The sequence below is a fragment of the Stenotrophomonas sp. 14P6.2.3 genome (assembly GCF_057799055.1).
This window is the reverse complement of sequence record NZ_JBYOLA010000026.1, coordinates 15,384-40,708: the sequence shown is the minus strand read 5'-3', so window position 1 is coordinate 40,708 and position 25,325 is coordinate 15,384. Positions and strand designations below refer to the sequence as shown.

Here is a 25,325-nt window from a genome sequence, read left to right as displayed (position 1 = left end):
TGAATCGATGGGAATTTCCAGCATCGCCGTTGTCCAGTTCCTGCACAGTGAACGGCGCCCCCGCACCGGCACGCCTACAATGGCCACCCACGCCAGCCGATGCGCCCGCCATGACCGACACCCCCCTGCCCACCGATGACCCGATCGCCGCCACCCGCCTGTGGCTGGAGCGCATCGTCATCGGCCTGAACCTGTGCCCGTTCGCCAAGGCGGTGTACGTGAAAGACCAGGTCCGCATCGTGCTGAGCGACGCGACCACACCGGAAGCCCTGGTGGAAGAACTGGCCGAAGAACTGGTGCTGCTGCGCGACACGCCGGCCGAGCAGATCGATACCACCCTGATCGTGCACCCGCAGGTGCTGACCGACTTCCTCGACTACAACGACTTCCTCGACAACGCCGATGCGGCGATCGAGGCGCTGGACCTGCAGGGCATCCTGCAGGTGGCCAGCTTCCATCCGGACTACCAGTTCGATGGCGTTGCCGCCGATGACGCCAGCAACTACACCAACCGCGCGCCCTTCCCCACCCTGCACCTGCTGCGCGAAGACAGCGTGGAACGCGCGGTGGATGTCTACCCGGACCCGGACGTGATCGTCGAGCGCAACATCCAGACCCTGGACCGGATCGGTGTTGAGGGCTGGCACCGTCGCCTGCGCGGTGACGACCTGTCATGAGCACGGTACCGCCGATTGCCACCTGGCCGGTTGCGCCGCTGCACGGCAGGGTCGTGCTGGTCACCGGTGGTGCCAATGGCATCGGCCGCGGCATCGCCCAGGCGGTGCTCGGGGCCGGCGGCCGCGTGCTGATCGGCGATCTGGATGTGGAGGCAGGCCAGGCCTGCCTTGCCGAATGGCAGCGCGGCGATGATGCGGCGTTCCAGCGGCTGGACATCACCGACGAAACCAGTGTGCGCGGCTTCATCGCGGTGGCCCTGCAACGCTTCGGCCGCATCGATGGCCTGGTCAACAATGCGGGCATCGCCGGGCCGCACGGCACCCTGCTGCAGGACATGGACTGGGAAGAATGGCAACGTCGGCTTTCGTCGCTGCATGGTGCGTTCCTGTGCAGCAAGCATGCTTTGCCGGCGCTGTCGGTCGATGCAGGCGCGATCATCAACATCACATCGACCCGCGCCTGGCAGTCCGAACCGCACAGCGAAGGCTACGCAGCGGCCAAAGGCGGGCTGGTGGCCTTCACCCATGCGCTGGCGATCAGCGCCGGACCGGCGGTGCGGGTGAACAGCATCAGCCCCGGCTGGATCAGCACCGATGCCTGGCAGGCACCGTCGCGCCGGCACGACCCGCAGTATTCGGCCAGCGACCATGCCCAGCACCCGGTGGGTCGGGTCGGGCAACCGGAGGATATCGGCGCGCTGGCGGTATACCTGCTTTCATCGCTGTCCGGATTCAGCACCGGCCAGGATTTCGTCGTCGACGGCGGTATGACCCGGAAGATGATCTACGCCGATTGAAAGCGGGACGCCCCGGTAGCGCCGGGCCATGCCCGGCGGCTTTCCTACGCCGCGCTACGTGCTCGCCGGGCATGGCCCGGCGCTACCGGAGCGCTGCCCTTTTTTGCGTTTACGCCATGCCGGAGCATTCCAGTAGATCCACGCCATGCGTGGATGGCGGCAACCTGCTTACGCCATGCCCGAATGGCGCAGCAGCGCATCGATCTGCGGCGCACGGCCGCGGAACGCCTTGAAGTTCTCGGCGGCCGGACGACTGCCGCCACGCGACAGCACCTCGTCGCGGAAACGCGCGCCGGTTGCAGCCAGCGCCTGCGGCGCTTCCTCGAACGCGGCGTAGGCATCGGCGCTCAGCACTTCGGCCCACTTGTAGCTGTAGTAACCGGCAGCATAACCACCGGCGAAGATGTGGCTGAACTGATGCGGGAAGCGATTCCAGCTCGGCGGATGGTTCACCGCCACTTCCGCACGCACGCGCTCAAGCAGTGCCAGCACGCTGTCCTGCTCGGCCTCGAACTGGCTGTGCAGCAGCATGTCGAACAGGCCGAACTCGAGCTGACGCACGGTGGCCATGCCGCTGTGGAAATTGCGGGCGGCCAGCATGCGCTCGTACAGCGCGCGCGGCAGCGGCTCGCCGCTGTCCACATGCGCGGTCATGCCCTGCAGGTGCTCCCATTCCCAACAGAAGTTCTCCATGAACTGGCTGGGCAGTTCCACCGCATCCCACTCCACGCCGTTGATGCCGGCCACGCCCAGCTCGCCGATACGGGTCAGCAACTGATGCAGGCCGTGGCCCATTTCATGGAAAAGCGTGGTCACTTCGTTATGGCTGAACGTCGCCGGTTTACCGTCGGCACCACGGCCGAAGTTGCACACCAGGTACACCAACGGCGTCTGCACGCTGCCATCGGCGCGCTCGCGGCGGTTGCGGCAGTCATCCATCCACGCACCGCCACGCTTGCCTTCGCGGGCGTACAGGTCCAGGTAGAACTGGCCCACCAGCTTGCCCTGCGCATCCACCAAGCGGAAGAAGCGCACGTCCTCATGCCAGACCGGCGCGCTGTCTTCCTGCACGCGCAGGCCGTACAGCTGTTCGATCACCGAGAACAGGCCGCCCAGCACCTTGGGTTCGGTGAAGTACTGCTTCACTTCCTGCTCGGAATAGCTGTAACGCGCCTGCTTCAGGCGGTCGGCGGCGAACGCCAGATCCCAGGCCTGCAGGCTGTCGATACCGAGATGCTCGCGGGCGAACTGCTCCAGCTCGGCACGATCCTTGGCCGCGAACGGCTTGGCGCGGGCAGCAAGGTCGCGCAGGAAACCCAGCACTTCGGCGGGGTCCTTGGCCATCTTGGTGGCTACCGAATAGCCGGCGTAGGAATCAAAGCCCAGCAGCGCGGCCAACTCCGCACGCAGTGCAAGGATGCGATCGATGTTGCCGCCGTTGTCCAGTGCATCGTCGCCGAACTCGGACGCGCGCTGCGCGCTGGCGCGGTACAGGATCTCGCGCAGGTCGCGATCTTCCCCCCAGGTCTGCACCGGCAGGTAGCACGGCATCTGCAGGGTCAGTTTCCAGCCCGTCGTGCCGTCTTTTTCCGCAGCGGCGCGTGCAGCAGCCTTCACGTCGTCCGGCACGCCAGCCAGACGCGCCGGGTCTTCGACGATCAGCGACCACGCATCGGTGGCATCGAGCACGTTCTGCGAGAACTTCGCCGACAGCGCCGACAGTTCTTCCTTGATGGCGGCGAAACGCTGCTGCGCGTCCGCATCCAGCTCGGCACCGCCGAGGCGGAAATCACGCAGGGTGTTTTCCAGCACCTTGCGGCGCGCCTCGTCGAAACCGGCCGCTTCGGTGCTGGCAGCCAGCGCCTGGTACTGGCGGTACAGCGCCAGATTCTGGCCCAGCGCACTGGCAAAACGGGTCACCCGCGGCAGGTTGCTGTTGTAGGCCTCACGCAGCTCCGGCGTGTTGACCACGCCCTGCAGGTGGCCGACCAGGCCCCAGGCGCGCCAGAGGCGTTCGGTGGCGTCGTCCAGCGGGGTAACGAAGGTCTGCCAGCTGATCGGTTGCACCTGCTCGGCAGCGCTGACCGCCGCCTCGGCCTGCGCCAGCAGCACGTCCAGCGCCGGCGCCACATGCTCGGGGCGGATCGCCTCGAAGCGCGGCAGGCCGGAAAAATCGAGCAGGGGGTTGGCAACGGTCACGGCAGGTCTCCAGAGTACGGGCCCGAAGGTGCGGGCAGCCAGATCGATATGGCGCTTGCCGGGCTCGCAGACAAGGGGCGGCGGGCCATTGTTCACGTCGGCCTTACGGCCGTCGGCTGAAGCTTGTTGCGCGGGGGAGACCGCAGCGGAACGTGTCGAGGAGGCCCCACATGGAAGGTCTGGCTCCAGCTCCATCCGCAGTACGTTCATCATCGCTGGCGCTGTCGGCCAGCCCGACCGAACTGGCCTGGATCGCCGCGCTGTGCGATGCGGGCGACGATGCGCCGCGCCACCTGCAGCAGCTGCAGGCACTGCAACACCAGGGCGGCAGGTTCAGCGACGAGCAGGAGTGGTATCCGTTCGAGGTGATCGAACGCGGCGCAAGCCAGGTGCAGTCAGGGCACGAGCGCGAGTTCGTCATCTGCGTGCTGCTGTGGCTGCAGGCACTGGCGCAGGGCCGGGCCAGCATCCTGGACCCGCGCCTGCACCTGGACGACCGCGCCGTGGAGATCGAGGCCCTGCCCGATGCCCTGCGCGATGTAGTGCTGGATGCGTTCATGGCCGCGGGGTATTGAGCGCGATCCAATGCGCCGCTGCGCTCGCCGGGCATGGCCCGGCGCTACCGACCTGTCCTGGTAGCGCCGGGCCATGCCCGGCGGAAATGTCGGCCGGTTACAACGCTTCCAGGCTGCACCACGGCAATCCAGGCAGTCCCTGCCCGGCAGCTGCCGCCGCTACCTGCGCGTCGGCGGTTTCCACATCGATTCCCTGCCGCACATACCAGGCGGGGTCGTAATAGCTGTGCGCGTAGCGATCGCCGCTGTCGCACAGGATGCTGACGATGCTGCCCTTGCGACCCGCCTCGCGCATCCACTGCGCGGCCTGCAGCACGCCGATGAAATTGGTACCGGTGGAGCCGCCGACGCGGCGCCCCAGCTGCCGGCTGACGTGGCGCATCGCAGCCAGGCTCAAGGCGTCGGGCACCTTCACCATGGCGTCGACACTGGTCGGAATGAAGCTCGACTCCACCCGCGGCCGGCCAATGCCTTCCACCCGCGAACCGCCGTTGCAGGTCATGCCGCGCCACTCGTTGCCACCGGCCAGGGCGGCCTGGTAGCCGTCGAAGAACACCGAGACTTCCGGGTCCGCACACAGGATGCGGGTGTCGTGCCGGCGATAGCTGACGTAGCGCCCGAGCGTTGCGGCAGTACCACCGGTGCCGGGGCTGCACACGATCCAGTCCGGAATCGGGCTGGGCTCCTCGGCCATCTGCTTGAAGATGGATTCGGCGATGTTGTTGTTGGCACGCCAGTCGGTGGCGCGCTCGGCATAGGTGAACTGGTCCATGAAGTGGCCGCCGGTTTCGCGGGCCAGCTTTTCCGAATCGCAGTTGAGGTCGCAGGCGCGCTCGACCAGATGGCAGCGGCCACCGTGGAACTCGATCGCCGCGATCTTCTCCGGCGACGTCGTGGCCGGCATCACCGCGATGAACGGCAGGCCCAGCAGTCGCGCGAAGTAGGCCTCCGACACGGCAGTGGAGCCGCTGGAGGCCTCGATCACCGGCCGCCCTTCGCGCAACCAGCCGTTGGCCAGCGCGTACAGGAACAGCGAGCGCGCCAGCCGATGCTTGAGGCTGCCGGTGGGATGGCTCGATTCATCCTTCAGGTATACCTCGATGCCATCGAACCCGGGCAAGGCCAGCGGGATCAGGTGGGTATCGGCGGAACGGTTGAAATCGGCTTCGATCTTGCGGATGGCGGCGGCCACCCATTCACGCTGCGACATGGCGGGCAATGGTCATCAGGACGGAACGGTGCGATCCGGCCATTGTACGTCGCGGTGCCGTCAGCTGCCGGCCCGTAGAATGACGCCCATCCGGCCGGCAACGGCCCTGTCTGAAGGACCTCCCCCATGACCATTCCCGCCCTGCGCGATGTCCCCGGCGTCGCCGCCCAGGCCCCGGCCGAAACCACCGGTTTCGTCTTCAACCACACCATGCTGCGGGTCAAGGACGCCACCGCCTCGCTGGACTTCTACACCCGCGTGCTCGGCTACCAGCTGATCGACAAGCGCGACTTCGCCGAAGCCCAGTTCAGCCTGTACTTCCTGGCCTACGTTCCGGCCGGCGCCACGGTGCCGGAAGATGACAACACCCGCCGCCTGTGGATGGCCGGCCTGCCGGGCGTGCTGGAACTGACCCACAACCATGGCACCGAGAACCAGGACGGCGCGGTCTACCACGACGGCAACAGCGACCCGCGCGGCTTCGGCCACATCTGCGTGTCGGTGCCGGACATCGAAGCGGCCTGCCAGCGCTTTGAAGATCTGGGCGTCACCTTCCAGAAGCGCCTGACCGACGGCCGCATGAAGAACCTCGCCTTCATCAAGGACCCGGACGGCTACTGGGTCGAGATCATCTCCAACGCCTGACCCAGAAAGGGGCACAATTCCGGTAGCGCCGGGCCATGCCCGGCGGCCTTGAGCAGGCCGCGCTGCGCGCTCGCCGGGCACGGCCCGGCGCTACCGACTCCGCCCCCCTTTTTAGCGAGGTTCGTATGGAAACGATGGAACTGCACCGTGGCCGCCTGATCGACCACATCCAGCTGGTCGTGCGCGATCTGGCCGCCAGCCGCCGCTTCTATCAGGCGGTGTTCGACACGATCGGCATCCCGGTGGCCGGTGAAGGCGATGACTACTTCTGGGCCGACGAACTGTTCATTTCCAGCGCCAGCAGCGAGGCCGCCGCCGGCCAGTTGACCGGCCGCCACCACCTGGCCTTCCAGGCCCGCGATACCGCCACCGTCGATGCTTTCCACACCGCTGCGCTGGCTGCTGGCGGCAAGGACAACGGCGCGCCCGGCGAGCGCCCTTACCATCCCGGCTACTACGGCGCCTTCGTGCTCGATCCAGATGGCAACAACATCGAGGTCGTCTACCACGGCCCGGCGAACTACAGCGCCGACTCGGTCAAGGTCAGTTTCTGATTCCTGCGCTACGCGCTCGCCGGGCATGGCCCGGCGTTACCAACGAAGAAGCCGGGCAATGCCCGGCTTCGTCTCATCGCACTGCGCAGGCCTCAGTGGGCCGCCATGTAGATGTCCTGCAGCACGGCCTTTTCCAGCTCCAGTTCGCCCAGCAGGTTCTTCACGATGTCACCCAGGCTGAGGATGCCGACCAGCGTGGCACCATCGGTAACCATCAGGTGGCGGCGACGCGAGTAGGTCATCAGGGACATGGCCTGCTTCAGCGTGGCGTCCGGCGCAATGCCTTCCAGGCCGGTGGACGGCAGGCTGGAAATCACCCGTCGGCCGGCCTGCGGACCATCATCGGCCAGGCTGCGGACGATGTCCTTTTCGGAAATGATGCCGACCGGGGCATCATCCTTCATCACTACCAGTGCAGCGATCCTGTTCGCGCTCATCTTGTGCGCGGCGGCACCGATCGTGTCTTCCGTGTCGATGGTGATGACAGCTTCTTTCTTGGATTGCAGGAGCTCGCGGACGTTCATTCTTGTTTCCTGGTGCAGGTCACTCAAGTCAAAAAAGTGTGCTCTGCCGATTCGCCCCCTCCCCGGGAACAGACCCTTCAGCGCACGTCTGGCGCACTTTGCCGGATCTGGCATTTCGCCAGCAGGCGGGCTAGGTGCTGCAACGCGAACGAGGTGGGTTCAACGGCTCAACCCGGATCTCGGTCAACTTGATTCTACGACTGCGTCCATCGGTCACTAGCGGCATCGATGGGACAGATTGTCGTGGGAACCGGCCAACGATCCAGAGAATGGCACCGTGGGTGAAACCGCCGCTGAATGCTGCTTGCAAGGAGCCCTAAAGTTTGCCGATTGCCAACACCGGTCTTCACCCTGGGCGGACATGCTTCTTGCCACGAAGCATCAGACTGCCAGCCGCACAGGCAAGCATGGCAATGCCTGCCACAAGGAAGGCATCGCTGTAGGCCAACAGCAATGCCTCACGATGAACGATCCTGTCGAGGATCGCGAACGCCTGCTGCCGTTCCAGTGCATGTCCGTTGCCGAACAGAGCGGTGGCGCTGTCCATGGGGGCTTTGGCCAGCATCCTGACCAGCTCGACCACGCGCGCCTGGGTCGCTGGCGCGAAGGACGTGACCGATTCCCCGATGTGCAACGCATGCAGTCGCTCCCGGGTCACGATGAACTGACTGGCCACGGCGATACCGATCGCGCCCCCCACATTGCGCACCATCGAGAACACGCCTGCCGCCGAGCCGAGCTCAGTGCGTTCCAGCCCTTCCACGGCCATCACACTGAGTGCGACCACGATCAGCGATTGGCCGATGCCACGCACGATCAACGACGGCACGATGACGTTGCTTGCCGCGTTGGCATCCAGGTGGATGTTCATCAAGCAGCCCACCGCCATGATGACGAAGCCCAGCACGATGACGGTCCGCACGCTGGTGCGCTTCATCAGCGGCGGCGTGGCGAAGGACATGATGAACTGCACGATGCCGTACGGAATCATGGTCAACCCGATCTGGCGCGCGTTGTAACCATGCACGTCGGCAAAGTAATTGGGGATGAGGAACACCACCCCGAACACCACGGCACCGAAAGTGAACTGCATCAGGCTGGCCAACCCGAAGTTGTAGCGGGAAAGCAGCCGCAGGTTGAGGAACGGCTCGCTGCGGCGCAGCTCGATGGCGACGAACGCGACCAGGCCCACTGTGGCGATGAGTGCTGCCTCGATGATGAACGTCGAAGAGAACCAGTCTTTGCGACCGCCCTCCTCCAGCATGATCTGCAGCGCGGACAAGCCCAGGGCCATGGCGATGATGCCGCCCCAGTCGCCGGTCCGGAACCTGTGCAGCGCCATCGGCTGCGGCCGGATCGACCAGCCGATGGCAGCCAGCAGCAGCAGGCCGGGCGGCACCTGCAGATAGAAGATCGCCCGCCACGAATAGACATCGGTCAACCAACCGCCGAGCGATGGCCCCGCCGCCTGCGCCACGTTGTTGGCAATGGCGAACAACGCCATGCCAAACGGATGTTTTGATGATGGCAGCTCGGTCACGATGAGCTGGAACGAGAGCGGGATCAGCACGCCGCCGAACGCGCCCTGCAGCGTGCGCGCCAGGATCATCGCGTTGATGTTGGGTGCGATCGAGCAGGCCATCGAGAAGAGCACGAAACCTGCGGCCCCCACCATCAGCACGCGGCGCACGGTGAAAACCGATGCCAGCCAGGCCGCCAACGGAATGACGATGATCTCCGCGACAAGATAAGCCGTGGTGATCCACGATCCTTCCTCGAAGGTGGCACCCAATGATCCGCGCACATCCGGCAGCGACGCATTGGTGACGTGCACGTTCATACCCGCCATGAAGCAGCCAACCACGCCACCGATCACCGCGACCCACGCACGCAGTGATACTGCATCCTCGGCAGGGGTTGCCATGGTGGCGCTCATGGCGCGCGATCCGTGCGTGTGTCGATGGCCGCCACCACCGACATCCCCGGCCGCAGGAACGACAGCTTCGCCTGGTCGGCATCCACGGTGATACGCACCGACATGCGCTGGACGATCTTGGTGAAGTTTCCGGTCGCGTTGTCGGGCGGCAACAGCGCGAACTGCGCGCCGGAGGCAGGGGCGAAGCTTTCCACGCGTCCCTTCAAGGCGCGTCCGCCGAGTGCATCGACCTCGATCTCCACAGGCTGGCCCGGCGCCACGCGCTCCAGCTGCACCTCTTTGTAGTTGGCGACGATGTAGATCTGGTCCGGCACGATCGCCATCAGCGGTGCGCCGGCACCCACGTAATCCCCCATCCGCAAGCTGCGTTGACCGACCGTTCCGGCCTGCGGTGCACGGATCACCGTGTGTTCCAGGTCAAGGGTGGCAAGGGCCAGACCTGCCTGAGCCTGCACCAATGCACCCTGCGCCTGGTCAAGCGCGGCGCTCGCGCGCTCACGCTCGGTCACCAGTACCTTGGTGTAAGCCGTGCTCGCAGCCACCGCAGCGCGCGCAGCATCCGTGTTCGCTGCAGTGCGCTGTGCGCTGGCATCTGCAGCCTCCAGGTGCTTCGCATCCGATGCCTGCTGGTCGGCAAGCAGACGTTCCCGTCGGTAGGCCTGGGCGGCCTGACGGAGATCTGCCTGGTGCGCCCGCAGATCTGCGGCAGCAGCGGCAATCACGCTCTGCTGCCGCGTGCTCTGCGCGTCGAGGTTGGCGATGGCAGCCTGCTGCGCCCTTACCTGCGCCGTCGCCACCGCGACCGCGCCTTCGGCCTGGACCACGCGCGAGCGATAGTCCCGATCGTCCAGCGTGGCCAGAATCTCACCCTCGGCCACGTGCTGGTTGTCACGTACCCGGACCGTGGCGATGTAGCCAGCGATTCGTGGATTGACCGTTACGATGTCGGCCCTGACGTAGGCGTTGTCGGTGCTGACCTGGAAGCGGCCTACCGTCCACCAGCGCAGGCCGGCACCGCTGCCGGCCAGGACCAGCAGCACGAGTGCGCCGATGACCATGGGCCTGCGCTTCATCCGCAGGAGGGAGCGGGGCGAACGGAAGGGTGCGCCGCGTGGAATGTCTGTGTCTGTCATGTCGTCTGTCGAGGGGGGCGGGGGGAAAGAGTGGATCAGCGCGCGGCGTCGTCACTGCGGGTGATGGTGGGGAGATGTACGGCAGGCGCCTGCTCCCAGCCGCCACCAAGCGACCGGAACAACGCAATCTGGTCGGAGGCGATCTCCGCCTCGGCGGAGGCGGCCATGGCCTGTGCCTCGACATCGCGGCGCTCCGCCTCGAGCACGTCCAGCTCGCTCGCCGCACCGGCGCGTCGGCCCACCTGCGCCAGTCGAAGCGCCTCACCGCTCTGCACGGCAGCTGTCTTCAACGCAGCGTGCTGACGCAGCGCTGCCTGGTAGGTCGCCAGCGCCTGTTTCACGTCTTTCAATGTGGCCAGGATCACCGCATCGAAACGCGCAAGCGCGGCGTGTTCCTGCGCTTCGGCATCGGCGATCTGCGCGCGCGCCGCGCTGCTGTTCGGGAAGCGCCAGGACAAGGCCGGGCCCAGGTTCCAGGCGATCGACCCGTGATCGGTCAACCCGCCGGGCGTCGGCGCCGAACTGGCCACGGTGCCCAGAATGGAAACCGTGGGATACAGGCTCGCGGTAGCCACGCCGATCCGCGCGGTGCTGGCTTCCAGCCTGCGCTGTGCCTCCCGGATGTCCGGCCGTCGCTGCAGCAGCGCGGTGACATCACCGATCGGAAGCGGGGTATCAAGCTGCGGAACCGCGGCGCAGCTGGTTGCGTCTGCGGGCAGGTCGTCCGGCGTCCTCCCGGTAAGCACGGCCAGTGCATACAGGGCATTCTGCCGACCGGCCTCCAGCGCGGGAATGGCAGCGCGGGTCTGCTCGACCAGCGCGGCGGCACGCGCGACATCCAGTGATGTCGCATCCCCCGCATCACGCTGGGCCGTCTTCAGTGCCAGGCTGCGACTGACCAGGGCAAGCGAGCGGTGGGCAATGTCGGCGCGCGAGGCGTAGCCACAACTGTCCACGTAGGCACGCGTGGTTTCGGCGGCAACGACGACCCGCACGCTGTCTTCGGTGGCCTGGATCGCCTCGGCATCTGCCCGCGCCGCTTGGATGGATCGGGCAATCCGGCCAAACAGATCCAGGCTCCAACCGGTTGCGAATCCCGCGCCGTAACGTTGCCCGGTGCGGACTTCGGTCTGCTCCAGTGCGGCCGCGATCTGGTCGCTCATCGTGCTGCCATAGCCGACATCGCTGGACACCGTCGTGGTCGGCAGCCGATCACCCTGGCGTTCGCGGAGCACCGCGTAGGCGGACTGCAGATTGGCCGACGCAACCCGCAGATCGCGATTGTTTTCCAATGCCTGGATGACCAGCGCATCCAGCGTGGCGTCGCCATACAGGCGCCACCATCGGGGCACGGCGGGCGCACCCGTGATCGCGTCGTTGTCGACGACAGTCATCGGCGGCGGGGCGAGGGTGGAATGTGGCGAACTGCTGGGACCGACCGCGCATCCACACAGCGCGGAAGAGACCAGAAAAGACAACAGCAAAGGGCGGAAGACAATCATTGACGGAGTACTTGGGGTGGCGTGTGCCCAGGACACACATCACATCACCCGCCACGCTGTCCTTCTCCCGCCTGCCGGACTACCATCGTCTAGATATGGACAGAAAACGCACTGTCAGGGCGTGCCACGCAACCGAGCGCCCCGTTGCGGCATTGGCCACCCGACATCCTCACGGCGAACACATTGCCGCGCACCGCCATGCGCGCGCGCAGTTGATCCACGCGCTGACCGGGGTGTTGACGGTCATCAGCGCGGAGGGAAGCTGGGTCGTGCCATCCGGCAGGGCCGTGTGGATGCCAGAGAACGTGGAGCATCGGATCCGCATTGCCGGCGATGTCGCGATGCGGACCATCTACGTTGCACCCGGGATACGGCCGGACCTTCCCACCGGTTGCGAGGTCATCGAGGTCTCCGCGCTGCTGCGCGAGGCCATCGTTGCTGCCACCGGCATACCGCTGGACTATCGCGATGGCGGGCGGGACCACCGCATCATGGAACTGATCCTGGACGAGATTGAAGTGGCACCGCGGCTTGGGCTGCACGTTCCACTACCGCGCAACGCACATCTGCTGCGTCTGTGCGAATGGATGATCGCCGAGCCTGCCGAGCCTGTAACGCTGGACGATCTGGCCGCACGGATGCACGTCAGCGGGCGGACGGTGGCACGGCTGTTCCACCGCGAGGTCGGGATGAGCTTCGGCGACTGGCGGCGGCGGATGTGCCTGCTGCTCAGCCTGCCCCGCCTGGCCTCGGGGGCATCCATCCTGGAAGTGTCGCTGGAGCATGGCTATCTGAGCCCCAGTGCCTTCTCGGCGATGTTCCGCCGCTCGCTTGGAGTGTCACCCACCGAGTACCTGGTTTCCAAAGCATGAACCGCGCAGACTGATTCGACGTATTCCCTGCAGTGCGCACCGCCGAAGCGTCTGCTCTTGCCGGTGGCGTCCAGTCTGGCCGGTGTGGATGATGCGGGCCGCCGCCGTCTGCTCCAGTCGCCAGCCGTCCGGATTGTCAAGGCGATATCGAACCACTGCAGAAACGCAGAAGGGCGAGGGCAACCGCGCCCTCGCCCCTCGTTCTTGATCAGCACGTCGTGGAATACACCGTCGTTCAGGCGGCCTGAGGCTTGCCTACTCCATACAGCGAACACGTCGCGGGCAGCACATCACCCGCCAGCCACGTCCGGCCTTATTCCACCGTAACGCTCTTGGCCAGGTTGCGCGGCTTGTCCACGTCGGTGCCGCGTGCCAGCGCGGTGTGGTAGGCCAGCAGCTGCACCGGGATGGTGTGCACCACCGGGCTGAGCACGCCGGCATGGCGCGGGGTGCGGATCACGTGCACGCCTTCGGACTCGTTGAAGTTGCTGTCCTGGTCGGCGAACACGAACAGCTCACCGCCACGCGCACGCACTTCCTGCATGTTGGATTTGACCTTCTCCAGCAGGCTGTCGTTGGGCGCGATCACCACCACTGGCATGTCTTCGTCCACCAGCGCCAGCGGCCCGTGCTTGAGCTCACCGGCCGGGTAGGCTTCGGCGTGGATGTACGAGATTTCCTTCAGCTTGAGCGCACCTTCCAGGGCGATCGGATAGTGCAGGCCACGGCCCAGGAACAGCGCACTGCTCTTGCGTGCGAAGCGCTCGGCCCATGCGGCGATCTGCGGTTCCATGTTCAATGCGTGCTGCACGCTGCCCGGCAGGAAACGCAGCTGCTCCAGGTAGTCTGCTTCCTGCGCAGCATCGACGCGGCCATGCAGCTTGCCCAGCACCACGGTCAGCTGGAACAGCGCGGCCAGCTGGGTGGTGAAGGCCTTGGTCGATGCCACGCCGATCTCGGCGCCGGCGCGGGTGTAACAGACCAGTTCGCTGGCGCGCGGAATCGCGCTTTCCGGCACGTTGCAGATCGACAGCGTGTGCTTGTGGCCCAGCGACTTGGCGTACTTCAGCGCTTCCATCGTATCCAGCGTTTCGCCGGACTGGGAGATGGTCACGATCAGGTGCTTGGGATTGGCATACGCGGCGCGATAGCGGTACTCGCTGGCGATCTCCACGCTGCACGGCAGGCCGGCGATGGCCTCGATCCAGTAGCGCGCGGTCAGGCCCGAGTAGTAACTGGTACCGCAGGCCAGGATCTGCACGCCCTCGATGCCCGACAGCACCGCTTCGGCATTCTTGCCGAACAGTTCGGCCGGAAAGCCACCGGCGTCGATGGCCGCTTCGATGGTGTCGCCCAGTGCACGCGGCTGCTCGTGGATTTCCTTCTGCATGAAGTGGCGGTACGGGCCCAGTTCCAGCGAGGCCAGCGAGACATCGGAGAGATGTACATCGCGCTCGATCGGCTGATCGTTGCCGTCGAAGATGCTCACCCCATCACGGCGGATCTCGGCGGTGTCGCCCTCTTCCAGGAAGATCACCTTGCGCGTGGCCGACAGTACGGCCGACACATCGGACGCCACGAAGTTCTCGCCCTCGCCCAGACCCACCAGCAGCGGGCAGCCCATGCGGGCGCAGACGAAACGTTCCGGCTCGGCACGGCTGATCACGGCCAGTGCATAGGCACCGGTCAGTTCCTTGACCGTGTGCTGCAGCGCGACCAGCAGGTCATCGCCGTTCTTCAGATGGTGATGAATCAGGTGGGCGATCACTTCGGTGTCGGTCTGCGACTCGAAGGCATAACCCAGCGCGCGCAGCTTCTCGCGCTGTTCTTCATGGTTCTCGATGATGCCGTTGTGCACCAGCGCCACGCCGTGGCTGATGTGCGGATGCGCGTTCGCCTCGGTGACGCCGCCATGGGTGGCCCAACGCGTGTGGCCGATGCCCAGGCTGGCAGTGAAGCCTTCGGCCTCGGCAGCGGTGGCCATTTCAGAGACGCGGCCGGTGCGGCGCACGCGGCGCACGTCAGCGCGCTCGGCATGGTCGATCACGGCGATACCGGAGGAATCGTAACCACGGTATTCCAGTCGCTTCAGTCCTTCGATCAGGACCGGCACCACATCCCGTTGGGCGATCGCACCTACGATTCCACACATGTCACGCATTTCCTTGAAGACGGTCGGCGCATTCTAGCCTGCGTGTCCGCCAGCCCCCCCTCCTGTCCGCTTAATGAAAGTGTCCGGAAAGGTGTCCGCGGACACCCGGACAGTAGTGACGCCTCTGCAAATCATTGATGGAAAAGGAAATAAAGTTGGCACGCTGTGTGCTTTGTGTAGGGCACCACTCTGGCACCACCGACAGGCACGAACCCGATGATCCGCGACACCTCCGCCCAGGACCAGATCGTTTCCTCCGCTGCGGCCAGTGCTCCCAAGGCCGCATGGCACCGTTACCGCTGGCCGGCGCTGGCTGGCATCGCCCTGCTCGCCGGCATCGGCTGGGCCGTGCATGCCTGGTCCAACGCCAGCCGCTCGTTCGACAGCAGCCGGGTGCGCGTGGCCGAAGTGCAGCGCGGCGACCTGGTGCGCGACATCGCCGCCGACGGCCGCGTGATCGCCGCCAACAGCCCGGTGCTGTATGCGATCTCGGGCGGCACCGTCGACCTGAAGGTGGTCGCCGGTGACGTGGTCAAGAAGGGCCAGGAGCTGGCGATCATCGACAGCCCCGAGCTGCGCAGCAAGCTCGCCCAGGAGGAGGCCACCCTGGCGGGTCTGGAAGCCGAGGCCAGCCGCGCCAACCTGGATGCCACCCTGGCCCGTGCCAAATCGCGCAAGGAAACCGATCAGGCCAGCATCGAGCGCCAGGCCGCCGACCGCGACCTGCAGCGCTACCAGCGCGGCTTCGATGGCGGTGCGGTGCCGCAGATCGATCTGGCCAAGGCCCAGGACACCCTGAAGAAGGCCGACATCAGCCTGGCCAATGCCACCACCGATGCGCGCCTGCAGAGCCAGGGCGCGGATCTGGACGCACGCAACAAGCGCTTGCTGGCCGACCGCCAGAAGGCCGTGGTGGCCGAAGTGCAGCGCCAGGTCGATGCGCTGACCCTGCGCGCACCGTTCGATGGCCAGGTCGGTCAGGTACAGGCCACCCAGGCCACCAACCTTGCCGCCAACGCACCAGTGCTCGGCGTGGTCGATCTGTCCAAGTTCGAAGTCGAAATCAAGGTGCCGGAAAGCTTCGCGCGCGATCTGGCGATCGGCATGCCGGCGCAGTTGACCGGTGGCAATGGCCAGCCGTTCCCGGGCGAGATCAGTGCGGTGTCGCCGGAAGTGGTCAATGGCGAGGTCAACGCCCGCGTCCGCTTTGCCGCCGCCCAGCCTGAAGGCCTGCGCCAGAGCCAGCGGATGTCGGTGCGGGTGCTGCTGGATACCCGCAGGAATGTCATGAAGGTCGAGCGTGGCCCGTTCGTGGAACAGGGCAACGGCGTGGCGTACGTGATGGATGGCCGCACCGCGGTGCGCCGTCCGATCGAACTGGGCGTCAGCAGCCTGGGCGAAGTGGAAATCAAGTCGGGTGTGCAGCCGGGAGACCGCATCGTGGTCTCGGGCAGCGACCTGTTCAAGGACGCCGAACGCGTCTCCGTCAACTGACAACCCATACATCCTGGAGAGAGGACACCCCATGTACATGCTCGAAATGCGTTCGGTCGCCAAAGTCTTCCGTACCGAACAGGTGGAAACCCACGCGCTGCGTTCACTGGAACTGCAGGTCAAGGAAGGCGAGTTCGTCGCCGTCACCGGTCCGTCCGGCTCCGGCAAGACCACCTTCCTCAACATCGCCGGCCTGCTGGAAACCTTCACCAGCGGCACCTACATGCTGGATGGCCAGGACGTCAGCAAGCTTGGCGATGATGCGCGCAGCCGCCTGCGCAACCAGAAGATCGGCTTCATCTTCCAGGGCTTCAACCTGATTCCGGACCTCAACCTGTTCGACAACGTGGACGTGCCGCTGCGCTACCGCAAAATGAGCGCCGGCGAGCGCCGCGAGCGCATCGAGAAGGCGCTGAGCCAGGTCGGCCTGGGCTCGCGCATGAAGCACTACCCGAACGAACTCTCCGGCGGCCAGCAGCAGCGCGCGGCGATTGCCCGTGCCCTGGCCGGCAGCCCGCGCCTGCTGCTGGCCGACGAACCGACCGGCAACCTGGACACGCAGATGGCGCGCGGGGTGATGGAGCTGCTGGAGGAGATCAACGCCGCCGGCACCACCATCGTGATGGTCACCCACGACCCGGAACTGGCCGCGCGCGCGCAGCGCAACGTACACATCGTCGACGGCCAGGTCACCGACCTGGTGCGCGAGCCGGTGCTGGCCACCCCGCGTCGCATCGTCGCCGTCAACGAGTGAGGGCACGACCATGTTCGCCTACTACGCCCGACTGGCGGTGCGCAGCTTCCGCCGCAACAAGGTACTGACCGCGCTGATGGTGGTAGCCATCGCGCTGGGCATCGGTGCTTCGATGACCACCCTGACCGTGTTCCATGTGCTGTCCGGCGATCCGATCCCGGACAAGAGCGACCGCCTGTTCTACGTGCAGGTCGATCCGCGCCCGCGTTCGGGTTACCTGACCGGCGAAGAGCCGGAGACCCAGATGACCCGTTTCGATGCCGAGACGCTGCTGCGCGAGAAGCGTGGTGAGCGCCAGGCGATGATGAGTGCCGGCGATGTGACCGTCGAGCCGGAAGGCAGCACGTTGAAGCCGTTCAACATCGATACGCGCTGGACCTCGGCCGATTTCTTCCCGATGTTCAACGTGCCGATGCTGTATGGCCGCGCCTGGACGGCCAGCGACGATGACGGCCGCGCCCGCGTGGTGGTGCTGTCCAAGGTGATCAACGACAAGCTGTTCCAGGGTGCGGACAGTGTCGGCCGCCAGGTCCGTGTCGATGGCCATTCCCTGCGCGTGATCGGCGTGATGGACACCTGGAATCCGGAACCGCACTTCTTCGACCTGACCGTGGGCAACTACGGCCGCGAAGAGGATCTGATGATGCCGCTGTCCACCGCGATGGACCTGAAGTTCGGCAGCAACGGCAACATGAACTGCTTCCGCGACGGCGCCCCCGACGACGACAGCAATTCGATCAACGCTCCGTGTACCTGGATCCAGTACTGGGTGGAGCTTGACCCGTCCAAGGCCGAAGACTACCGCCGCTATCTGGTCAACTATTCCGACCAGCAGCGGGCTGCCGGCCGTTTCGAACGCCCTGCCAACGTGCGCCTGCGCAGCGTGATGGAGTGGCTGACCTTCAACAATGCAGTGCCTAGCGACGTGCGCCTGCAGATGTGGCTGGCGCTGGGTTTCCTCGGTGTCTGCCTGGTCAACACCGTCGGCCTGCTGCTGGCCAAGTTCCTGCGCCGCAGCGGTGAAATCGGTGTGCGTCGCGCACTGGGCGCCAGCCGCGGGCAGATCTTCCTGCAGTGCCTGGTCGAAGCGGGTGCGGTGGGCGTGGTCGGTGGCGTGCTCGGTATCGGCCTGGCGCTGCTGGGCCTGTACGCGGTACGCCAGCAGCCGGTGGACTACGCCAAGTTGGCCCACCTGGACGGCAGCATGCTGCTGCTCTCCCTCGGCCTGACCCTGCTCGCCAGCATCGCTGCCGGCTTCCTGCCCGCCTGGCGCGCGATGCAGGTCACCCCGGCCATCCAGCTCAAGTCGCAGTAAGCACGAGAACGAGGACTTCCCATGGACATCCGCCCCATCCTCAGCACCCTGCGCCGGCACAAGACCGCAGCCGCATTGATCGTGCTGGAAATTGCCCTGACCTGCGCCATCGTCTGCAATGCCCTGTTCCTGGTCACCCAGCGCGTGGAAAAGATCAGCCAGCCCAGCGGCCTGGTCGAGAACGAACTGGTGATGGTCCGGGTCAACGGCATCGGCAAGCAGACCAACGCCATGGCCCGCACCAACGAAGACCTGGCGTCGCTGCGCGCGCTCCCCGGCGTGACCAACGTGACCAAGGTCAACCAGCTGCCGTTCCGCCGCAACTCGAGCAACACCAGCATCTCGCGCGAACGTGACCAGGAACGCCCCACCGCCTTCGTTTCACTGTACATGTTCAGCGAGAACGCCCTGCCGACACTGGGCCTGCAGCTGGTCGCCGGCCGTGATTTCCTGCCCAGCGAGTACATCGACTACGAGGAGGCGCAGAAGAATCCCAAGCCTGACCGCGCCGCGCCGGTGATCATCAACCAGCAGGTCGCCGCCAAGATGTACCCGGACCAGAGCGCGCTGGGCAAGACGTTCTACATGGGCAACCAGGGCCTGCATGTGGTGGGCGTGGTCGCCCACCTGGCGACACCGACCGACTACAACGACAACAGCACCTTGTCGATGATGCTGCCGGTGCGTACCGACTTCACCCGCGGCCCGTACATGCTGCGCACTTCGCCGGAACGCCGCGATGAAGTGCTGAAGGGTGCGCTGGCTGCGTTGGAGCACAACGACCCCAACCGCCTGGTACGCGAGAAACTGACCTACCAGGAACAGCGCGCCGACTACTTCAAGAACGACCGCTCGATGGTCGGCCTGCTGGTTACCGTGTGCATCGCGCTGCTGGTGGTCACCGCACTGGGCATCGTCGGCCTGGCCAGCTTCTGGGTGCAGCAGCGCAGCAAGCAGATCGGCATCCGCCGCGCATTGGGCGCCACCCGTGGGCAGATCCTGCGCTACTTCCAGACCGAGAACTTCCTGCTGGCCACGCTGGGCATCGTGCTGGGCATGCTGGCGGCCTATGCCATCAACCTGGCGCTGATGAACATGTACGAGCTGCCGCGCATGCCGCTGCTGTACCTGCCGCTGGGCGCGGTACTGCTGTGGATGCTGGGCCAGATCGCGGTGTTCGGCCCGGCCCGCCGTGCCGCTGCCGTGCCGCCTGCCGTCGCCACGCGGGGGGCGTGAGATGCGCGCCGGCCTGCTGCTGGTGTTGTTGGCCCTGCCGCTGCCGGTACTCGCCGGCAGCAGCAGCGCGCAGACGCTGGAGTGGCGCCAGGACGATGCGCGGCTGGCGCTGCGCTCGACCGAGGGCGTGGTGCGGGTGGATGTGGCCAGCCCGGAAGCCCGCTTCGGTGTGCGCAGCGGCGACCGCATCCTGCGCGTGGACGATTCGCCGGTGCGGCAGATCGAGCAGCTCGCCGACGCCGTGCAGGCGGCATCGACGGCCACCGTCTACCTGCTGCTGCGGCGCGATGGCCGGATGCTCACCGTGCCGGTGAACGTGGCCCAGTGGCGCCCCGCACTGGCGCCGCCACCACCACCGCCGGCTCCCCCGCCTCCGCCTCCGCCGCGGCGCTGAGGCCCGGCGGCTCCTGCGCCGCCATCGGTTTGGCTATGCTTGGTGGGTGGCGCCGAAAGCTCCGGCGTCATCCACCCTTTTCCGTGCGCGGCGCCGACGCTTTCCGGCGCTTCCCTGCCCTCCCAGAAGCCGCCGAATGCCTGCGATCCTGATCATCGACGACAACGCCAGCGTGGGAACCGCGCTGGACGTGCTGTTCTCCCTGCACGACATCGACACCCTGCTGGCGCAGAGCCCGGCCGAAGGGCTGGCGCTGCTGGAGTCACAGGCGGTCGACCTGGTGATCCAGGACATGAACTTCAGCGAGGACACCACCTCTGGCGAGGAAGGCGAGGCACTGTTCGCGCAGATCCGCGAACGCCACCCCGACCTGCCGGTGATCCTGCTGACTGCGTGGACCCACCTGAGCAGTGCGGTGGACCTGGTCAAGGCCGGTGCCGCCGATTACCTGGCCAAACCCTGGGATGACCGCAAGCTGCTGACCACGGTCAACAACCTGCTGGAACTGTCCGAAGCGCGGCGCGAACTGGACCAGCGACGCCAGCGCGAGCAACGCCAGCGCCATGCACTGGAAGACAAGTACGCGTTGTGCGGCGCGGTGTTCGCCGACCCCGCCAGCGAACGGGTGATCGCCCTGGCCTGCCAGGTCGCGCGCTCGGAGCTGCCGGTGCTGATCACCGGCCCCAATGGCGCGGGCAAGGAGAAGATCGCGCAGATCATCCAGGCCAACTCGCTGGTGGCCAAGGGCCCGTTCGTTGCAGTGAACTGCGGCGCCCTGCCCTCCGAACTGATCGAGGCCGAGCTGTTCGGTGCCGAGGCCGGCGCCTATACCGGCGCCAACAAGGCGCGCGAAGGCAAGTTCGAGGCGGCCGATGGCGGCACGCTGTTCCTGGATGAAATCGGCAACCTGTCGCTGGGCGGGCAGATGAAGCTGCTGCGCGTGCTGGAGACCGGGCGCTTCGAACGCCTGGGCTCCAACCGCGAACGCCAAGTCAAGGTGCGCGTGGTCAGTGCGACCAATGCCGATCTGCCGGCGATGATCCGCGAGGGTACGTTCCGCGAAGACCTCTACTACCGGCTCAACACGGTGGAACTGACGCTGCCGCCACTGGCCGACCGCCCCGGCGACATCGTGCCGTTGGCCGAGCATTTCCTCAGCATCGGCAAGCCGCTGTCCAACGCGGCGGCCAGTGCGCTGCAGCGGCATCTGTGGCCGGGCAACGTGCGCGAGCTGCGCAACGTGATCCAGCGTGCCGAACTGCTGGCCACCGGCAACCGCATCGAGGTAGCCGATCTCAACCTGCCGCGCGCGCCTGCTGCGCCGCGCCCGACGCCGAGCGCCGGCAATGATCCCGACCGCGCACGCATCGAAGAAGTGCTGGCGCGCAACCACGGGGTCATCGCGCAGGCGGCCAACGAGCTTGGACTGAGCCGGCAGGCGCTGTACCGGCGCATGGACCGTCACGGCATCCCACGCGAATGAAACGACGCTCCTTCACCTTCCGCCTGTTCCTGCGCCTGCTGCCGGTGCTGGCGTTGTCTGCTGCGCTGCCGTGGCTGCTGGCCTACTGGATGGACCATGGCTGGGTGGTGACCACGGTCTCCACGATCATCCTGCTGTCATTGATGTGGTGGACGCTGCGCCGCGCCACCGCACCGGTGCGCTCGTTGATGCGGGCGCTGTCCGGGACCACCAGCAGCTACCGCGACGGTGAGTACAACTTCGGCATCTACTGGCCCGGCAACGACGAACTGGGTGACCTGGTGCAGGCACACCGCGAACTGGGCGAGGTGCTGCGCGCACAGCGCCAGGGCCTGGTGCAGCGCGAACTGCTGCTGGACACCATGGTGCAGAACACACCGGTGGCAATGCTGCTGATCGCTGCCGGTGGCGATGGCATTTCCCGCGTGGTGTTCTCCAACCTGGCGGCGCGCAAGCTGCTGCACGGCGGCTGGAAGCTGGAAGGCCAGCGCATGGAAGACGTGCTCGAGCAGCTGCCGGTTGAGCTGCGCGATGCCATCGGCCGCGGCGGCGACAGTCTGTTCGCGGTGAAGTCGGAACACGAAGACGGCGTGGAGGGAGACGAGGACGACGAACAGGTCTATCACCTCTCGCGCCGCGCGTTCCAGCTCAACGGCCGTCCGCATGACCTGCTGCTGGTACGCCAGCTCACTGCCGAACTGCGCCGGCAGGAAGTGCAGACCTGGAAGAAGGTGATCCGGGTGATCAGCCACGAGCTCAACAACTCGCTGGCGCCGATCGCATCGCTGGCACACTCCGGCGGCGAACTGGTCAAGCGCGAACGCTTCGACCGGCTGCCGGAGATCTTCACCACCATTGAAGACCGCGCACGGCATCTGGAAGGCTTCATCCGGGGCTACGCACGTTTCGCCAAGCTGCCGCAGCCGCAGCTGCAGACCGTGCACTGGGCGCCGTTCCTGTCCAGCCTGTGCCAGCAGATTCCGTTCACGATGGAGCGTGAACTCGACGAGGAGCTGAGCAGCCGGATCGACATCGCCCAGTTCGGCCAGGCCCTGCTCAACCTGCTGAAGAACGCGCACGAGGCCTGCGCCGAAGCAGATCCGCCGAACGACGACGTGCAAGTGCAGCTGACCCGGCTGCCGCAGTGGTTGCGGCTGGATGTGCTGGACCGGGGCAAGGGCATGAACGAACAGGTGCTGCAGAATGCGCTGATGCCGTTCTATTCGACCAAGCGCAATGGCACCGGGCTGGGGCTGGCACTCACCCGCGAGATCGTCGAGGCGCACGGCGGCAGGGTATCGCTGCAGAACCGCACCGACGGCGGGCTGTGCGTGTCGATCCTGTTGCCGGTGGGGTAGGTTTGTTCTTCCTTCTTCTGTTGATGGCTGAAGGTTGATCATTGTTCATGGGTGTCACTTTTCTTTTCGCGCGAAAAGAAAAGTAACCAAAAGAAACGCGCCGCCGGTCCGCGAGCCGTCGTGCTGCGCACGCCGGTACCCTGCGCTCCTCGGTCCGTCGAGGGACGGCGCGGGAACTCGCTTCGCTCAGACACCCGCGCCTCTTCGCCCTCGCCGGCCCTGCGGTGCTCGGCTCGCTTCAAGGCGGACTCGAGAAGCAAAGCAAAAGCATCCACGCATGGCGTGGATCTACTGGGTGCAGCTGTGGGGTTTGACTTGGGGCCGCCTTGAAGCGAGCCGAGCACCGCAGGGGAATCAGGGGCGAAAAGGTGCCGATGTCTGAGCGCAGCGAGTTCGGCACCGGCCCCTGATTCGCCGAGGAGCGCAGGGCACCGATGCGCAGCATCGGCTCGCGGCCGGCGGAACGTTTCTTTTGGTTACTTTTCTTTGCGTACAAAGAAAAGTGACACCCATGAAAGATGAGCAACCATCAGCAATCAACAGAAGAAGCAAAACTAAAGCACCCGTCGCATCGCCACCCGCAGGTGCATCGGAAATCCCAGCCCGGCTTCCTCGGCCATCACCCCTCGCAGGCCCGCGCCCCACCCTGGCTCCGGCAGCACGTTGAATCCTTCGCTGGCGTAGAAAGGCGCATTCCACGGCACATCGAACAGCGTCGTCAGCACTGCGGCAGCGTAGCCACGCACCTTGGCCCCGGCCAGCGCATGGCGCAGCAGCGCTCGCCCGTAGCCACGCCGCGCATGGCCGGGATCCACATCCATCTGCAGCACGTGGAAATCACCATCGAGCGCACCGCCCAGCAGGTAGCCGGCGATGCTGCCATCCGCGCCGTCGATGACCCACAGCTGGTCACGCTGCAGTCCAGCCTGCAGCGTGAGCAGATCCAGTCCATGACCGGCGAACACCGGGTACGCCTCATGCCCGCGCAGCAGTTCGCCCGCACGCTGTTCGATGCGGGGCAATGCGTCGAGTTCGCCGACGCGCGGTGGCCTCGGCTCAGCTTTTCTTGATGGGACGCTGCCAGCCATCGATCGTTTCCTGGCGTGCACGGGCCACGGTCAGCTTGCCGTCCGGCGCAGTGCGGGTGATGACCGAACCTGCAGCGATCGTCGCCCCTTCACCGATCAGCACCGGCGCCACCAGCGAACTGTTGGAGCCGATGAAGGCGTTGTCACCGATGGTGGTGGTCGACTTGTTCACGCCGTCGTAGTTGCAGGTGATGGTGCCCGCACCGATGTTGACCTTGCTGCCGATCACCGCATCGCCCAGATAGGTCAGGTGGTTGGCCTTGCTGCCCACCCCCAGCGTGACTTTCTTGGTTTCCACGAAGTTGCCCACGTGCACGCCATCGGCCAGCACGGTGCCGGGGCGCAGGCGCGCGAACGGGCCGATCTGTGCCGCCCCCTCGCTGACGACGCCTTCGACATCGCAGTGCGCGCGCACCTCGGTGCCCGCGCCGAGCGTGACGTCCTTCAGCCGGGTGAAGGGACCGACGGTCACGCCATCACCGAGCACCACCTTGCCTTCCAGGATCACATCGACATCGATCATCACGTCGCTGCCGACGATCACTTCACCGCGGATGTCCACCCGCGCCGGATCCCGCACGCGCGCGCCCTGGATGCACAGCGCGCGCACTGCGCGACGTTGCCAGGCGCGTTCCAGCTGCGAGAGCTGCCATGGATCGTTCGCGCCTTCCGCGTCCTGCGCATCGGCCACCAGGGCCATCTCCGCCGGAGTGAACTCGCGGGCGGCGAAGGCGAACACATCGGTCAGGTAATACTCGCCCTGTGCGTTGCTGTTGGACAGCTGTGACAGCCAACGGCGCAGCGCGGTCGACTCGGCAGTGATGATGCCGGTGTTGATGATGCGCACCCGGCGCTGTTCGTCATCGGCATCCTTCTGCTCGACGATCGCCCCCACCTTGCCTTCGGCATCGCGCAGCACGCGACCATAGCCGGTGGGATCCTCGACATCGGCAACCAGCACGGCCAGCCGGCCCGGTTGCGCCAGCAGATCGCGCAGGGTCTGCGCACGGATCAAGGGCACATCACCGTACAACACCAGCACCTGCGCGGCATCGGGCACCTCCGGCATGGCCTGGGCAACGGCGTGGCCGGTACCCAGCTGCTGCGCTTGTTCAGCCCACAACAGGTCCGGCTGGTCAGCGAAGTAGTGTCGCACCTGGTCCCCACCGTGGCCGTACACCACGTGGATGGCAGCCGGCTGCAGTTCGCGCGCCGTGGCGATCACATGCGCCAGCATCGGCTGACCGGCAATCGGCTGCATTACCTTGGGCAGCAACGACTTCATGCGCTTGCCGGCGCCAGCGGCGAGGATGATCACGTGCAGGGGTTGGGTCATGGAGAGGGGCCACGCAGCGGCGGCAATCTGAGGACTGGCTGATAGGATAGCCGAGCTCTTTCCCTGCCTGACGTGAACCGTGAATTCCTTG

22 protein-coding genes are annotated in these 25,325 nt (G+C 66.0%); 13 read left to right on the top strand and 9 right to left on the bottom strand.

From position 1 onward, the window contains the following. The first annotated feature begins 110 nt into the window (after positions 1–110). Complete coding sequence (locus tag AC27VL_RS16855; protein ID WP_100553607.1) at positions 111–677, top strand: DUF1415 domain-containing protein; 567 nt, start codon at positions 111–113, stop codon at positions 675–677. Further along, a complete protein-coding gene (locus AC27VL_RS16850; protein ID WP_191077409.1) occupies positions 674–1,474 on the top strand; it encodes an SDR family oxidoreductase in 801 nt (266 codons plus the stop codon). Before AC27VL_RS16855 ends, AC27VL_RS16850 begins: the two co-directional genes overlap by 4 nt. A 168-nt stretch (positions 1,475–1,642) precedes the next feature. Here AC27VL_RS16850 and AC27VL_RS16845 read toward each other — a convergent pair whose 3' ends face one another. Further along, on the bottom strand, positions 1,643–3,673 hold the full coding sequence (locus tag AC27VL_RS16845) for a M3 family metallopeptidase (protein ID WP_488767484.1): 2,031 nt from the start codon (positions 3,671–3,673) through the stop codon (positions 1,643–1,645). Positions 3,674–3,843: 170 nt separating this feature from the next. Between AC27VL_RS16845 and AC27VL_RS16840 the strand changes: the two genes are divergently transcribed. Then, the gene (locus tag AC27VL_RS16840) at positions 3,844–4,248 is read left to right on the top strand and encodes a hypothetical protein (protein WP_488767482.1); all 405 of its coding nucleotides are present in this window, start codon (positions 3,844–3,846) and stop codon (positions 4,246–4,248) included. A 97-nt stretch (positions 4,249–4,345) separates the two neighbouring features. Here AC27VL_RS16840 and AC27VL_RS16835 read toward each other — a convergent pair whose 3' ends face one another. Continuing rightward, on the bottom strand, positions 4,346–5,458 hold the full coding sequence (locus AC27VL_RS16835; protein ID WP_100553611.1) for a PLP-dependent cysteine synthase family protein: 1,113 nt from the start codon (positions 5,456–5,458) through the stop codon (positions 4,346–4,348). A gap of 126 nt (positions 5,459–5,584) precedes the next feature. Here AC27VL_RS16835 and gloA point away from each other — a divergent pair, with 126 nt between their 5' ends. After that, entirely contained in the window at positions 5,585–6,103 is a 519-nt protein-coding gene (gene gloA, locus AC27VL_RS16830) for a lactoylglutathione lyase (RefSeq protein WP_488767480.1), read from the top strand. 125 nt (positions 6,104–6,228) lie between these two features. After that, positions 6,229–6,657 (top strand): VOC family protein, encoded by a 429-nt coding sequence (locus tag AC27VL_RS16825; RefSeq protein WP_089237011.1) that lies wholly within the window; start codon positions 6,229–6,231, stop codon positions 6,655–6,657. A 92-nt stretch (positions 6,658–6,749) separates the two neighbouring features. Here the strand turns inward: AC27VL_RS16825 and AC27VL_RS16820 are convergent, their stop codons facing one another. From AC27VL_RS16820 to AC27VL_RS16805, 4 genes are all read right to left on the bottom strand, one after another. Next, on the bottom strand, positions 6,750–7,181 hold the full coding sequence (locus AC27VL_RS16820) for a CBS domain-containing protein (protein ID WP_089237013.1): 432 nt from the start codon (positions 7,179–7,181) through the stop codon (positions 6,750–6,752). A gap of 346 nt (positions 7,182–7,527) precedes the next feature. Beyond that, on the bottom strand, positions 7,528–9,105 hold the full coding sequence (locus AC27VL_RS16815; protein WP_207764204.1) for a DHA2 family efflux MFS transporter permease subunit: 1,578 nt from the start codon (positions 9,103–9,105) through the stop codon (positions 7,528–7,530). 8 nt (positions 9,106–9,113) lie between these two features. Then, the gene (locus AC27VL_RS16810) at positions 9,114–10,175 is read right to left on the bottom strand and encodes an HlyD family secretion protein (RefSeq protein ID WP_488767477.1); all 1,062 of its coding nucleotides are present in this window, start codon (positions 10,173–10,175) and stop codon (positions 9,114–9,116) included. 110 nt (positions 10,176–10,285) lie between these two features. Beyond that, the gene (locus tag AC27VL_RS16805; RefSeq protein ID WP_488767475.1) at positions 10,286–11,752 is read right to left on the bottom strand and encodes an efflux transporter outer membrane subunit; all 1,467 of its coding nucleotides are present in this window, start codon (positions 11,750–11,752) and stop codon (positions 10,286–10,288) included. A gap of 152 nt (positions 11,753–11,904) precedes the next feature. Here AC27VL_RS16805 and AC27VL_RS16800 point away from each other — a divergent pair, with 152 nt between their 5' ends. Continuing rightward, positions 11,905–12,624 (top strand): AraC family transcriptional regulator, encoded by a 720-nt coding sequence (locus tag AC27VL_RS16800; RefSeq protein WP_207764206.1) that lies wholly within the window; start codon positions 11,905–11,907, stop codon positions 12,622–12,624. 313 nt (positions 12,625–12,937) lie between these two features. Here the strand turns inward: AC27VL_RS16800 and glmS are convergent, their stop codons facing one another. Beyond that, a complete protein-coding gene (gene glmS, locus AC27VL_RS16795) occupies positions 12,938–14,776 on the bottom strand; it encodes a glutamine--fructose-6-phosphate transaminase (isomerizing) (protein WP_108266649.1) in 1,839 nt (612 codons plus the stop codon). Positions 14,777–14,992: 216 nt separating this feature from the next. On the opposite strand from glmS, the gene AC27VL_RS16790 reads away from it, so the two are divergent. The 7 genes from AC27VL_RS16790 to AC27VL_RS16760 all read left to right on the top strand — a co-directional run bounded on the left by AC27VL_RS16790 (position 14,993) and on the right by AC27VL_RS16760 (position 22,810). Further along, positions 14,993–16,270, top strand: a complete 1,278-nt coding sequence (locus tag AC27VL_RS16790) for an efflux RND transporter periplasmic adaptor subunit (protein ID WP_488767473.1) — start codon at positions 14,993–14,995, stop codon at positions 16,268–16,270. Positions 16,271–16,301: 31 nt separating this feature from the next. After that, a complete protein-coding gene (locus AC27VL_RS16785) occupies positions 16,302–17,024 on the top strand; it encodes an ABC transporter ATP-binding protein (protein WP_032976565.1) in 723 nt (240 codons plus the stop codon). Between the two features lie 10 nt (positions 17,025–17,034). Beyond that, complete coding sequence (locus AC27VL_RS16780) at positions 17,035–18,339, top strand: ABC transporter permease (protein WP_180165527.1); 1,305 nt, start codon at positions 17,035–17,037, stop codon at positions 18,337–18,339. Positions 18,340–18,360: 21 nt separating this feature from the next. After that, positions 18,361–19,575: an ABC transporter permease gene (locus tag AC27VL_RS16775; RefSeq protein WP_488767471.1), complete on the top strand. Its 1,215-nt coding sequence runs from the start codon at positions 18,361–18,363 to the stop codon at positions 19,573–19,575. Between the two features lies 1 nt (position 19,576). Then, complete coding sequence (locus AC27VL_RS16770; protein WP_483023905.1) at positions 19,577–19,969, top strand: PDZ domain-containing protein; 393 nt, start codon at positions 19,577–19,579, stop codon at positions 19,967–19,969. A 136-nt stretch (positions 19,970–20,105) separates the two neighbouring features. Beyond that, entirely contained in the window at positions 20,106–21,452 is a 1,347-nt protein-coding gene (locus tag AC27VL_RS16765; RefSeq protein WP_488767469.1) for a sigma-54-dependent transcriptional regulator, read from the top strand. Next, positions 21,449–22,810 carry a sensor histidine kinase gene (locus AC27VL_RS16760; RefSeq protein WP_100553622.1) on the top strand — a complete coding sequence of 454 codons (1,362 nt, stop codon included), beginning with the start codon at positions 21,449–21,451 and terminating at the stop codon, positions 22,808–22,810. The genes AC27VL_RS16765 and AC27VL_RS16760 overlap by 4 nt, the downstream gene beginning before the upstream one ends. Before the next feature lie 554 nt (positions 22,811–23,364). Here the strand turns inward: AC27VL_RS16760 and AC27VL_RS16755 are convergent. Beyond that, on the bottom strand, positions 23,365–23,898 hold the full coding sequence (locus AC27VL_RS16755) for a GNAT family N-acetyltransferase (protein ID WP_488767467.1): 534 nt from the start codon (positions 23,896–23,898) through the stop codon (positions 23,365–23,367). Beyond that, positions 23,867–25,234 (bottom strand): bifunctional UDP-N-acetylglucosamine diphosphorylase/glucosamine-1-phosphate N-acetyltransferase GlmU, encoded by a 1,368-nt coding sequence (gene glmU, locus AC27VL_RS16750; protein ID WP_488767465.1) that lies wholly within the window; start codon positions 25,232–25,234, stop codon positions 23,867–23,869. The genes AC27VL_RS16755 and glmU overlap by 32 nt, the downstream gene beginning before the upstream one ends. Between the last annotated feature and the right edge of the window lie 91 nt (positions 25,235–25,325).